Source organism: Paenibacillus sp. YSY-4.3 (genome assembly GCF_054767475.1).
Genome location: NZ_BAABMC010000002.1, coordinates 122,867 through 135,788, shown reverse-complemented (window position 1 = coordinate 135,788; position 12,922 = coordinate 122,867). Strand labels below are relative to the sequence as shown.

11 protein-coding genes are annotated in these 12,922 nt (G+C 52.2%); 6 read left to right on the top strand and 5 right to left on the bottom strand.

Features of this window, described 5'->3' with window-relative positions:
• Positions 1-39: 39 nt before the first annotated feature.
• From ACYUJT_RS07505 to ACYUJT_RS07480, 6 genes are all read left to right on the top strand, one after another.
• Positions 40-1,323 (top strand): aspartate aminotransferase family protein, encoded by a 1,284-nt coding sequence (locus ACYUJT_RS07505; protein ID WP_460320109.1) that lies wholly within the window; start codon positions 40-42, stop codon positions 1,321-1,323.
• Between the two features lie 127 nt (positions 1,324-1,450).
• On the top strand, positions 1,451-2,323 hold the full coding sequence (locus tag ACYUJT_RS07500) for a UbiA-like polyprenyltransferase (protein ID WP_460320107.1): 873 nt from the start codon (positions 1,451-1,453) through the stop codon (positions 2,321-2,323).
• Positions 2,324-2,549: 226 nt separating this feature from the next.
• Positions 2,550-3,536: an ABC transporter substrate-binding protein gene (locus ACYUJT_RS07495; protein ID WP_460320105.1), complete on the top strand. Its 987-nt coding sequence runs from the start codon at positions 2,550-2,552 to the stop codon at positions 3,534-3,536.
• Positions 3,537-3,635: 99 nt separating this feature from the next.
• Positions 3,636-4,625: a FecCD family ABC transporter permease gene (locus ACYUJT_RS07490; RefSeq protein WP_460320103.1), complete on the top strand. Its 990-nt coding sequence runs from the start codon at positions 3,636-3,638 to the stop codon at positions 4,623-4,625.
• Positions 4,622-5,635 carry a FecCD family ABC transporter permease gene (locus ACYUJT_RS07485; RefSeq protein ID WP_460320101.1) on the top strand — a complete coding sequence of 338 codons (1,014 nt, stop codon included), beginning with the start codon at positions 4,622-4,624 and terminating at the stop codon, positions 5,633-5,635. The genes ACYUJT_RS07490 and ACYUJT_RS07485 overlap by 4 nt, the downstream gene beginning before the upstream one ends.
• 44 nt (positions 5,636-5,679) lie before the next feature.
• Positions 5,680-7,218 carry a helix-turn-helix domain-containing protein gene (locus ACYUJT_RS07480; protein ID WP_460320099.1) on the top strand — a complete coding sequence of 513 codons (1,539 nt, stop codon included), beginning with the start codon at positions 5,680-5,682 and terminating at the stop codon, positions 7,216-7,218.
• Positions 7,219-7,340: 122 nt separating this feature from the next.
• Here ACYUJT_RS07480 and ACYUJT_RS07475 read toward each other — a convergent pair whose 3' ends face one another.
• The 5 genes from ACYUJT_RS07475 to ACYUJT_RS07455 all read right to left on the bottom strand — a co-directional run bounded on the left by ACYUJT_RS07475 (position 7,341) and on the right by ACYUJT_RS07455 (position 12,846).
• Positions 7,341-8,744 carry an ABC transporter substrate-binding protein gene (locus ACYUJT_RS07475; protein ID WP_460320096.1) on the bottom strand — a complete coding sequence of 468 codons (1,404 nt, stop codon included), beginning with the start codon at positions 8,742-8,744 and terminating at the stop codon, positions 7,341-7,343.
• A gap of 90 nt (positions 8,745-8,834) precedes the next feature.
• On the bottom strand, positions 8,835-9,665 hold the full coding sequence (locus tag ACYUJT_RS07470; protein WP_460320093.1) for a carbohydrate ABC transporter permease: 831 nt from the start codon (positions 9,663-9,665) through the stop codon (positions 8,835-8,837).
• Positions 9,662-10,618: a carbohydrate ABC transporter permease gene (locus ACYUJT_RS07465; RefSeq protein WP_460320091.1), complete on the bottom strand. Its 957-nt coding sequence runs from the start codon at positions 10,616-10,618 to the stop codon at positions 9,662-9,664. The genes ACYUJT_RS07470 and ACYUJT_RS07465 overlap by 4 nt, the downstream gene beginning before the upstream one ends.
• A 761-nt stretch (positions 10,619-11,379) precedes the next feature.
• Positions 11,380-12,363, bottom strand: a complete 984-nt coding sequence (locus ACYUJT_RS07460) for a polyprenyl synthetase family protein (protein WP_460320089.1) — start codon at positions 12,361-12,363, stop codon at positions 11,380-11,382.
• A gap of 30 nt (positions 12,364-12,393) precedes the next feature.
• Complete coding sequence (locus ACYUJT_RS07455) at positions 12,394-12,846, bottom strand: hypothetical protein (RefSeq protein WP_460320087.1); 453 nt, start codon at positions 12,844-12,846, stop codon at positions 12,394-12,396.
• Between the last annotated feature and the right edge of the window lie 76 nt (positions 12,847-12,922).

The window sequence follows — 12,922 nt, the reverse complement described above, 5'->3', positions numbered from 1 at the left end:
CTAATATTCACCACCAAAAGAAAAGGAGTGGAAACGAAAATGGTGCAATACAGCGGACCAGATCACATACTTCAACAACGTCAGCAGCATTTCTACCCGTGCACGAGTCATTTTTACCGCACTCCGCCGCAAATCGTCAAAGGGGAAATGCAGTACTTATATGATCACGAGAAGCGGAGGTATACGGATTTTTTTGCGGGAGTATCTGTCGTAGCCTGCGGCCATTGCAACCCCGACATCGTTAGACGCACGGAGGAGCAGCTGAGAACGCTCCAGCATACGTGCACCATCTATTTGACCCAGCCGAACGCTGACTTGGCGCAGCGCATGGCGGAGGTGCTGCCTGGCGAGCTGAAGCGTACCTTTTTCGTAAACAGCGGTTCAGAGGCCAATGAAGGTGCTCTGCTGCTGGCCCGTCTGCACACGGGAAAAAGGGGCTTTATCGCGCTGGAGCAGGGCCTGCACGGCCGTACCTATTTAACGATGAGCGTGACCGGGCTGCGCATGTGGCGGACCGATCCGCAGCTGGAGGCGGATCGGGATGTGACATTCATTCCTCGGCCTTATGAACGGGGAATGAGCGGGGACGAGGCGGCACAGCGCTCCCTCGCTGCCCTGAAGAAGGTGCTCGAGGAGCAGGGCGGTGAAATCGCCGCCATGATCGCCGAGCCGATTCAGGGCAACGCGGGCATTATCGTGCCGCAGGCAGGGTATTTCGCCGAAGTGAAGGCGCTGCTCGAGCAGCACGGCGTGCTCTTCATCGCGGACGAGATCCAGACCGGCTTCGGCCGGACGGGGGAGATGTTCGCGATCGAGCATTACGGCGTGCAGCCGGATATCGTCACGATGGCGAAGGCGCTCGGCAACGGCGTGCCGGTTGCCGCATTCGCCACGACGGACGAGATCGCCGCCAGCTTCAACCGGCCTTCGGCGTCCACGTTCGGCGGTAACCCGGTATCGGCCGTAACCGCCCTGGCGGTGTTGGACTACATCGAGTCGCACCGATTGGTGCAGCGTTCAAAGCAGCTTGGGGGCATCCTGCAGGAAGGACTGCGCAGTCTGGCCGCTCGCTACCCGGAATCCATTACGGAGGTACGCGGAGCCGGCCTGATGATCGGTGCCGAGTTTCACGGGGAGGATACGGCGTGCGGTGCAGCGCTGGTAGATGATGTATTGGAGCTGATGAAGGATAAAGGATTCATCATCGGCAAAAACGGCGTGGATCGCAACGTCCTAGCCTTTCAGCCGCCGCTTGTCATCACGGAGGAGGATGTCGCAAGCATCCTGACAGCCTTGGAAGAGACGCTGCGCTCGTTAATGTGATCTCATTGAAATGAACGATCGATTTTTCTCAATATATGGCGTCATTATCAATAGAATAAGGCGGAAACGGCCCGTCTCGTGGACGGAATGGCGCCCGATGCCTACTGTGTCAAGGAGTGTGGATACTATGCAATACGCCCGCAGAGTCGGGTCCAAAATCAAGCTGTACAGCGAACTCGTTATGTTCTCGCATACGCTGTTCTCCCTGCCCTTCGCCATCATATCGATGGTCTGGGCGGCGAACGGGCTGCCATCCGCGCGTGTCATGATCTGGGGTCTTATCGCCCTGGTCGCTGCGCGCAATGGAGCCAATGCCTTTAATCGCGTCGTGGATCGGGTATACGATGCTCGGAACCCGCGCACGGCGCACCGCCATTTGCCGCAAAGGCTATTGGAGGCGAAGGAGGTGCTGCTGTTCGTCGTTATTAACTACGGCATCTTTATCGTGGCCTCCGCGATGTTGAATTCGCTGTGCTTTTTGTTGTCCCCTGTGGCGATTTTCTTGATCTCGTCGTACTCCTACACGAAGCGCTTTACATATTTAAGCCACTTGTATCTGGGATTCACAATCGCTTCTGCGCCGATCGGCGCCTGGTTTGCCGTGACCGGCAAATTCGCGTTTACACCGTTCGTGCTTGGAACAATCGTCATGCTGTGGATCGCGGGCTTTGATATCATCTACGGCTCACAGGACATCGAATTCGACCGAAATTACGGGTTGTGGTCGATTCCTAGCTTTTTCGGCCTGAAGAACGGCCTACGCATCGCTGCGGTGCTTCATCTAACGATGATCCTGCTGCTGCTCGCCCTTATCCCTCTGCGGGGGCTCGGTTGGACGTACGGCATCGGGATCGGCATTGCCGTTGTTCTCCTGCTTACGGAGCACCGCATCATTAAGCCGGGCAACCGCCAGGTGATGAAGATCGCCTCCTACAATTTGAATCAAGTGATCAGCATAGTTATTTTATTCACGACATTAATCGACTTTTATTTGGGATAATAAATAGCCTGAATACAGCAAGAGCTCCCCTCCGGCATTGGAAGGGAGCTCTTTTTTATAGTACGCCCAGCATATACATCATTCTTTATAACTTTTAAGCTCCTTCTTCTGATTCAAAAAAGTATATGAAATTATATTTTTTTTGCATGGACAGCGATGGGACTGGTCATATATTCTAATTAATAATGATTATCATTATTGGTGGTTTGTTGGAGGGATTGTTTTTATGTTAAGTCGGATGCACAGATTCATCTTTTTTATAGCTTTGCTGACATGCGGGGCCATTATTGTCGCAGGCTGTGCGAAAGGGAGCACTACAGCACTTCAGTCAGCACCGGATGGGGGGAACAGTGGGGGGAATAGCCCATCCAGCAGCATACAGGCCTCTCAGATTACTATACAGGATGCCTATGGCGAAGTGAGCATCCCTGCGAATCCTGGCCGCATTGTCGTGCTTGATATCGGTGCGCTGGACAATCTTCTGGCGCTTGGAATCAAGCCAGTGGGGGCGCCGTCCGTATTGGACCCCGGAACTCCGTATCCGGCTTATTTGTCTGACGCAAGCGGGATCGATAATATCGGCTCCGTCAACGAGCCTAATTTGGAGAGAATCGATAGTTTGAAGCCGGATCTCATCATTGGAAATAAAGACACCCATGACCAGATTCATGATCAGCTGCGCCAGATTGCCCCTACGGTATTTGTGGAAACCTTGGGGGTCACTTGGAAAGAAAACTTGCAGCTTCATGCTAAGGCTGTAGGCAAAGAGGACGCGGGAGAGAAATTACTGGCGGATTATACCCGGCGTATCGAAGAGCTCAAGGAGAAGGTAGCTGCGAAGCCGGCGCCGGTTGTAGTCTCCTTGTTCCGTACCCGTGAGGATAAAATTCAAGTATATCTGGAGCAAACCTTTAGCGGCAGCATCATGAAGGATGCAGGCATTCAGAGACCTGAGTCTCAATTGGCAGAAGGCTTCTCCAAGGATGTGACGGAGGAGCAGCTGGCGGAGCTGGATGGGGATGTCTTGATCTGGTTCTCCAGAGAGCCGGATAGCTTCGAGAAACTGCAGAAATCAGCTCTTTGGAGCAAGCTGGAAGGAGTACAAAACCAGAACGTGCATCAAGTCGATTGGGAGACTTGGATGAGCGGATTAGGCATGCAGGCTGTGAACAAGGTTGTCGATGATTTGTTTCGTTATGTCGGGGAGTATTGATTCAATTGAATATGGGGTCCGCAAGAGATTGGGTTGCCTAACGGTCAATCCAATCTCTTGCGTGTTGAACAAGTGAGTGGATGGGGTGTCAGGCAAAGTATGTTCAGATGGTTTGGAATTGGGGGACTATGTTTACTTGTTGCTGCCGCTTTTACGGCGAGTTTGATGTACGGCATTGTACATATTCCGGCAGTGACTGTATGGAATGCTTTTATTGATTTCGATGGCTCCATGGAGCAGTTAATCATTCGTGATATACGCTTGCCCCGCGCGCTGATTGCGCTTATGGTTGGCAGCTCGCTCGCGATCGCCGGAACGATCATGCAGGCGCTGAGCCGCAATGCACTGGCCGGTCCAGACTTGCTCGGGGTTAATAATGGGGCCGCACTGGCCGCAGTCATCATGATTTTTTTACTGCACTATTCTTCGCTTCAGCTTTATATCTGGTCGGCCTTTCTAGGAGCAGGAGCCGCTGGTTTGACGGTATTTTTGCTAGGATCAATGGGAAGCGGACGATTGACTCCCACGAGACTTGTGCTTGCCGGGGCCACATTGAATTTATTGCTGGCCGCACTCACGCAAGGAGTATTGATTCTGAACCAGCAATCGATGGACACGATGCGCTTCTGGCTGGCAGGTTCCCTAACAGGGCGGGATATGGGGCTTTTTCTGCAGGTGCTGCCTTATATGCTGGTCGGAACAATGGCCGCCTTGATGATGGGCAGATCGCTCAACTTAATTAGTTTGGGGGAAGAGGTAGCGGGAGGGCTGGGCCAACGCGTCGTTGCTTCCAAAATAGTACTTATCGGTATTGTTATGCTGCTGGCAGGCAGCTCTGTAGCCATCGCCGGACCGATTGGCTTTATTGGGCTGGCGGTTCCACATATCGCCCGTGCTATCGTCGGGAGTAACCACTATTGGCTTGTCCCTTACTCAGCTTGCCTTGGTGCCGCCCTATTATTGATCGCTGATGTGGCTGCTAGATTTGTTCTCCCTGGACAGGAGATTCCGGTCGGCGTGGTGACCGTTTTTTTGGGAGCGCCTTTGTTAATTTATTTGACGCAAGCAAAGGAGGTCGCATCACCATGAGGTGGAGTATATTCGCACAAAGATGGCCGTTGGTGCTGATATTGCTAATTTTACTGAACCTTGCGGTTCTGCTTCTTCATCTCATGTTGGGCGAGCGGCTGATTCCGCCTGTTGAGGCAATAAGAACAGCGCTGAGCCTGGGAAGCGGGGAATACGATTTTGCGATTCGAACGGTTCGACTGCCCCGGGCCTGCGTCGGATTACTGGCTGGCTGCGGTTTGGCTCTGTCAGGCACTATACTACAGGGCATTACGAGAAATCCGCTCGCTTCTCCGGGCGTGCTTGGACTTAATGCCGGAGCTGCCGCTGCCGCCGTGGCCGTCATTGTCTTGCTTCCTTCTTTACCTATGCGAATGATGCCTTTTGCTGCCTTTGGCGGAGCATTATTGGCCGCCGCGCTCATTTACATATTCTCCTGGAGAAAGGGAAAGGCAGGGGTCTCCGACCGTATTCTGCTTGTAGGCATCGGCATTTCAGCGATGGCAGGAGGGATCGTATCCTATTTACTGACCTTGGGCGAGGTTTTACGTGTAACACAGGCGACGATTTGGATGGCGGGGAGCTTATATGGCCGAACATGGGTTCATGTATGGCCGTTATTGCCCTGGGTCGCCGTTTTACTGCCAGTACTTGTGTTGATGTCGCGGTCGCTTGATTTATTTCAATTGGGTGAAAATACAGCAATCGGACTCGGCCTTCGTCTGGAGAAGATGCGCTTCTTGTTCATCCTGATCGCTGTTGCGTTGGCCGGGGCTGCGGTCTCAATGGCTGGAACGGTGACCTTTGTAGGGTTAATGGGACCGCATATCGCAAGAGGGCTGGTTGGCAGCCGGAGCTGCAGATTAATTCCTACGGCCGCGTTATGCGGAGCATTGCTCGTGCTGCTGTCTGACCTCGCGGGCCGGCTCGTATTTCAGCCTTATGAAATCCCTGTCGGTATCGTTACAGCGCTTATCGGCGCTCCTTATATGCTTCGTATGCTATGGCAAAGGGCTGGTGCATTCAAATGATCTTCAGGAATAAAGAAAATCATCCTATATATTTATTATCTTCGGTGCGCAAGCGCGTTCTTGCTCCGCTGTCCAAGCGCAGTCAATACCGGGTTCCGACGCATACCCTCCTCTATATTACGAAAGGCGGCGGGAAGGTACTGCTTGATGGGGAAGCTGAACAGCTTCTTTCTTATGAGCTGTATTATCTGCCTCCGGGGACAGACGTACATATTCTGGAATTATCCGAACCTTCCGAGTTATACCTCATCATGTTTAGAGCTTGCTTCATTCAAGAAAAAGCAGGGGCGCGTTCTACAATAGAGATGCTTCCTCTTATGACACAAGTACTTCCCGTTCGGAATGGATTGGATGATCCCTGCCGGACTCATCGATCCATATTAGAGATGTACCGGCAGTATAAGGGCCGTTCCGGCATGGATACGGAGGCCGCTTATTCGCTGCGCATGGAACTGGAGAAGCTGATATATGAGCTCAAATGCCAGGATCAGAAAGGTCGTCATGACATGGATCCCCGTATTGCTCGCAGCATTGCACATATGGAAAGCATGTACCCAGAGAAAATGAATATTCAGCAGTTAGCTGAAGTTGCCGATATAAACGCAGCAGCGTACTCCCGTCTTTTCAAGAGAACAATGGGGCTAGGTCCTGTAGAGTATCTTACCCGCTTAAGGATCGAGAAAGCCAAAACGTTGCTTGCAGATGAGACGAACAGGGTTAAGGAGGTTTCCGTTGCGGTAGGTTTTAGCAGCGAATTTTATTTCAGCCGTATTTTTCAGCGTATCGTAAAAATCTCTCCAGCCATCTTCATGAAAAGGGACAAGCTGAGGGTAGCTGTCGCTTCATCGTTAGGATTCCAAGAATATGTATCCTCGCTAGGAATCAAGCCGGTCAGTGTTATTGATTTGTATCCGTACCCCGGTCTTGATGCTGAGGAGCAGAATGCGATAGCGCAAAAGCAATGGGCTCAACTGCAGATGTCCCGGCCCGATATTATAATCGGCGATCATTACCATGCACCGTTCAAGGACCGGCTATCCGCCGTTGCACCGTTTGTACATATTGATTCGCCTAACTGGGATTGGAAAGCTAATTATCTAGAGGTAGCTGAGTTGGTTAACCGGGAGACTGCGGCTAAGAAGACATTGTCGCTGCTTGAGCTTCGCACGGTACAACTGCGCGGAATGCTGCATCATCAGCTGGAGGAGCACCGGGTGACCGTGATGCAGGTGACACATGATTCTGTTCGCATCCAAGGGAAGCTTAATCATCCACTCAACGAATTGCTGTATCATGAGCTTGCCTTATTGCCTGGCGCCCAAGTGCCGGTTGATGCATGGAGATGGGAGGGAAGCCCGGATGCACTGCCGCAGTTGGATACGGAGAGGCTGTTCATTCACAAGCACCATCTTCAAGCGGGAAGCGAGCAAATGTTTCGGAGGATCGCTGGAAGTCAGGCTTGGCAGAACAATGCTGCAGTACGTAACAATAATGTTAGTTTTGTATCCAACTGGTTTTTGTGGAGTTGGACACCTGCGGGAAGACTCAGAATATTAGATGATTTATCCGCCTTGAACCCTTGAACCCTTGAACCGTAGACACATTCAAATATGGCCCAAAGGTGCATAAATAAAACCAAAGCTCGCTTTGAACAAGGAAAATCCTTGATACAGGCGAGCTTTGGCTATGAACAATATAGCTGATGCTATTTTTTCACCGTTTTATTATAGTTGCCGATTTTATCTGTAATCGCTTTGGCAGCATCGTCCAGCGCTTGCTTGGTAGATTTGCTGCCGCCGAGCGCTTCTTCGATCGCGCTCTCCACAATTTGGCGGGCTTCCGGGAATACGCCCATAACGGCGCCCTGCGTTGCCAGACTTGGTTTGCTGGCATGAAGCTGATCGACCGCCGTCTGGAACTGCGGATATTTGGCCAGGTTATCCTTCACAATTTGCTCGTCGTAAGCCTTCTTCGTGATCGGGAAGTACCCGGTCGCGATATGCCATTTCGCCTGTGTTTGCGGCTCGGCGAGGAACTTAATGAACTCCCAGGCGGCCAGCTGCTCTTCTTCCGGCTTATTATTGAGAACCCACAAGCTTGCGCCGCCGATAATGACGCCTCCATCAGAGCTGCCGTCCGGCTTAGGAAGGAACGCGGTGCCTACCTCGAATTTGTCGCCCACGCTGTCCACGATGCCCCGCAGCCCTGCTGTGGAGTCGAGCGTCATGCTGACCTGTCCGGCTACAAAGGCCTTTTTCGTGTCATCGGTTTTACGGCCAAGGTTAATGGCAGCCTGGCTGTCGACGAGGCTCTTCCACCATTCCAGCGTTTTTACGCCGGCATCTGCGTTGACGAGAGAATTGGCTGCCGCAGCGGTACGGCCGTTGCCGTTGTCGACGTACTCGGCCCCTTGATTCGCAAAAAACTGCTCCATAAACCAGCCGTAAATGGCGAAGGAGGCGGGGGCTCCATTCTTGCTCAGCGCTTCGGCTGCTTTTTTCAACTCCTCGTAAGTGGCTGGAGCTTTGTCAGGATCAAGACCTGCGGCTTTGAACAAGTCCTTGTTGTAGTATAGAATCGGGTTCGAAGTGTTAAAAGGCATGGAGTACTGTTTGCCATCGAAGGTATAGTAATTCATAATATTCTCTTCCAAATGGCTGAGATCGTAGTTCTCTGCATCGATGAACTGCTGCACCGGGGTAATGGCACCCGAGTCGATCATGAAGCGGGACCCGATCTCATACACCTGAATGAGGGACGGACCCGATTTGGAGTCCATCGAAGCTTTCATTTTATTCAAACTCTCGTCGTAAGTGCCCTGAAAAATCGCTTCAACCTCTACGTTGTCCTGGGAGGCATTGAAATCGGCGACGAGCTGATCTGCAGCTTTTCCGAGCTCACCACCCATCGAATGCCACCATACCACCTTTGTTTTTCCGGCGTTGCTCTTCGAATTACCGGGACCAGCCGTATTGCTAGCCGAGGCATCTCCTCCCGTGCCGGTACTTGAATTTCCTCCGGCTCCGCCGCAGGCGGATGCGAGCATCGATAGCAGCAAAATCGTGATCAGCAAAAATGAGTGCTTAAGCTTGAACGGTTTCGGTTTCATTAGGTTTCTTCTCTCCCTTTTTGATCTGCATTAGAATCATTTATAATCATCCGCCCGTCAGGACGGGAGTTGCTATATAGAAGAGAAGAGCTATCCTTTGATCGCCCCGGCCGTTAACCCCCGTACAAGCTGCTTGAGCCCGAGGACGATGAGCAGCAGGGAAGGAAGCAGCACGAGCGCGACTCCGGCAAGAACGACATTCCAGGCGGTCATTTCCTCAAACTGCAGCATGCTGATGCCGATTTGCACGGTGCGCATATTGGCGGTGTTCGTAATGAGCAGCGGCCATAAATAACTGTTCCACGTGTTCAGGAACACGTAGACGGCCAGCGTTGCCAAGCCGGGCCTGGCCAGCGGCAGAACGATGCCGGCGAAGTAGCGCGTATGCCCGCATCCGTCGATGCGTGCCGCCTCGAACAGTTCCCGGGGCAGCTGCAGGAAAAATTGCCGCAGCAGGAATACGCCAAAAGCGGAGGCGAGAAAGGGAAAGACGAGACCCGGGTAAGAATCGAGCCAGTTCCATGATTTGATCAAAAGGAAATTCGGGATCATCGTCACTTCCCAAGGAATCATCATCGTTGATAGAAAGACCGCGAACCAGAATGCTTTGCCGCGAAAAGCGATGAAGGCGAAGGCATAGGCCGCCAGGCTCGCCGTAACCAGCTGTCCGATCATGACGAGCGTCGAGACGAGGAAGCTATTGGCGATAAAGCGAAACACCGGGATAAGCCGGACGACCGCCTCCAGGCTGCCTAAATATAAACTGGACGGGAAGAGGGCCGGGGGGAACTGGCTTGTCTCTTCCGGCGTCATGAAAACCGAGAGAAAGGTGTACAGCAGCGGATAGATAATGAACAGCGACAGCAAGCATAGGAAGAAATATACTGTGCCGTGGCGCAGCAGTGGACGGAACAGCGTCATTGATAATGCACCCTCTTCTCCAAAGTGGTGAACTGAATGAGCGTCAACGCCAGAATGAGCAGAAACAGGACGATGGCCATGGCGCTGCCCGTACCGAATTGGTAATTCACGAAGGCTTCCTTGTAAATGGAATAGACGAACACCTCGGTCGAGCCCGCTGGGCCGCCTTTCGTCAAAATATGCATTTGTCCAAACGCCTGGAACGAACCGATGACCGACACGATGAGCAGAAAAAACAGCGTAGGCGACAGCAAGGGCAGAATGATGCGGATAAACGTGCGGATAGGTCCTGCTCCGTCGACTTTGGCGCTGTCGTACATATCCTCGGGAATGCCTTGCAGGCCGCTGAGCAGTACGATGAAATTAAAGCCGGAATTCATCCAGATCGTCATGACAGAAATCGACATCAGCGCCCAGCGCGAATCGGTCAGCCATTGCACTGCGGGAAGCCCCGCCAAATCGAGGAAATAATTGAACATCCCTAGCGTAGGATGGAACAGCATCATCCATATGACCGCCGAGGTGCTGACCGAGACGGCGAGAGGAAGGGAGAATATAAACTGAAACAGGCGCATCCCTTTGAGTCGGGAATGGGCGAGCGCAGCCATGATCAGGCCGAGGGCAAGCCCGCCCGGTACGGTGAGCAGCACGAATTTTCCAGTTACCTCCAGGCTGTTCCAGAACTGGGCGGAGCCCAGGAGCTGTCTGAAATTGTCCAGCCCGACGTAAGCCGCGATATTGCCCCGCGGGTCGGTCAGGAAGAAGCTGAGGTATACCGATTTGACGAGGGGATATAAGAGAAAGAGACCGAATGGCACGATGGAAGGAGCGAGGAAAAGATAGGCCAGCATATGCTCCTTGAAGCTTGCCGTCAACCCCCGCCGATAAGCTGTTTTGTATGAGCGAGCGGTAACTGTGGCTGGAGCCGATGCGTTTCTAACGGTGGTGTTCATGTGATTCCCTCCTTGACTAGCGACTAGCGTACCAAGATCATCCCTAGTTTAGACAGGAGGAGTTAACATGGCATCAACGCAGGGTTAAGCGGCCGTTAAATTTCGGAAGAGAACGATACATAAATAGAAAAAATAGAAACTATTTTACGTATTTGCCCCGCATTCAATTCCATAGTTCAACTTATATAAATGGATTTTTAGCAGTTAGTTTCTGCGGAAAGGAAGGGAAAGCAGATTTAAATGCATTTCATGTCATTAAAAGAAGAGAGATGGCCATCCTGGGTTGGATTCTTGATTTTAGCTGCATAAAATCCATCTAATTCCATGAGACATTCGTTTAGGGCGTAATTAGATACATGAATTCCATTTAGTGTACGACACAAAGCTTAGTCTGGCATCTTAGTGTAAGACAGCTTGATATACGCATCTTAGTGGCACGCAGCTTTATATACGATGAACTACAGACGAAGGGAAGAAATGAATCCGAGGAAACGGAAAAGCCATCTGAACGAAAGCTGCATTGGGAGCATAAGCTTGTGATCGCCCATGTGCCCTTGTGCCCAGATTTCTGCCTCATATCATCCTATATCATCCTATATCATCCATGAAGTCTGAGAGAACCAGCGCAGCGAATACAGCAGCATTTTACGTACATGCCCTGCATTCATTTCAATAGTTTATCTTATATAAAAAATAGAAAAAGACACCTCAATCCCTGACAAGAGGTGTCTTCATATGAATTTAGCAGCGGGGCCGGCGCTTTATTTCTCACGGCCGCCAAAGAAGCCGAGCAGGGCCTCTAAATCCCGGTGGGCCGGGTAGCCGCCGCTTAACCGATTGATGATTTGCTGCGCCTCGTCCAGATACTGCTTACTTAACGCCTCGGTTTTCTGAAGCGCCCCGCAGCTTTGGATCGCGGTGATGACTTCGTTCGTATACCCGGCCGGTGTGTGCGCGCCGATCGCCCGAATTCTAGCGGCAAGCCCTGCATCCTGCAGGGCGAACAGGACGGGAAGCGTCACTTGGCCGCTGCGCAGGTCGCTTCCCGCAGGCTTACCCAGCTTCTCCGAAGACTGGGTGAAATCCAAAATGTCGTCGCGAATTTGGAAGGACATGCCCAGCTTCTCCCCGAAGCTGTACAGCAGGTCTGCCGTCTGCTCGTCCGCTCCGGCCGACAGCGCCCCAATTCGCAGGCAGGCCGCCATGAGCTGGGCGGTTTTATTTTTCGATTTCTCCAGGTACTGATCAACCGTTACGTCGTAATCGAACAGATGGGATAACTGCTGATATTCACCCAGGCAGAGCTGCGTCGTGACCAGGGAAGACAGTTCGTAAGCATAGCGTTCGCGTTCTGCGGAATAGACGGAGATCAGCTCGATTACCCGGGCCGACATATAATTGCCGACGTGGATCGCGCGGTTGATTCCAAGCTTGATATGCATCGCTTTGTCGCCTCGCCGAACCGGAGAGTCATCGATGACGTCATCATGGATCAGAGAAGCGGCATGGATGAATTCGGCAGCAGCGGCCAACCGCCATACTTTACCTTCGTCCGGTGCGGGGCCGAAGCGGCTTCCTACGATCACCATTAGAGGGCGTACCCGTTTGCCGCCCGAGCGAATTAGTTCGAGGATGCTGCGGGCTAGCTCCGAGGAGCGGGGAACATCTTTGTCAAACTTCACCATATTCTCGATTTCCTTATCTACCGCTCTAAGGGAGATGCCAAGCTGTGCATTCAGGTTCATCCTGTTCCCCTCCTCGTCGTAAGTGCCGCTTTAAATAGCTCTGCGGGTATGATTGCGATGATGCTCCAGGCGGAGGAATACTTCAAAGGCTGTCGCCAGGCGCTCATCTTCCGGACGTTCCTCGACGCGCTTGATTTGAATTTGCTTGACCGTAGGGGCCAAATGGGTGAGGAGATTGAATTCTTCATAGCGCAGGCATTGCTGTACATAGAAGCTGTATAAATAGTCGCCATCCAGCAGTTTTCGGGTGAGCTCGTCGCCGGGTTCAAGCAGATGGCAATCCCGATGGCGCTGGAGAGCGAGCTTAATTGCGATGTAAATGGAGAGCAAACGAATTTGCCGCTCTGCCGGCAAATCATATTGTAAGAGAAGATGGGCAACAGGCAGCGCATCCTCACGTCTCAAATCAAGGATAATGCCGGTGTCGGGCGAGATGTCGCCCTGCAATAAGTGACAAGCATCTTGAACGAGAGCAGTAATCATAAGAAACACTCCTTAACAAGCAAGTAGGGTTTGCAGGGGATTTCGCAACGGTATCGGCGGTTTCATATCCACTAAC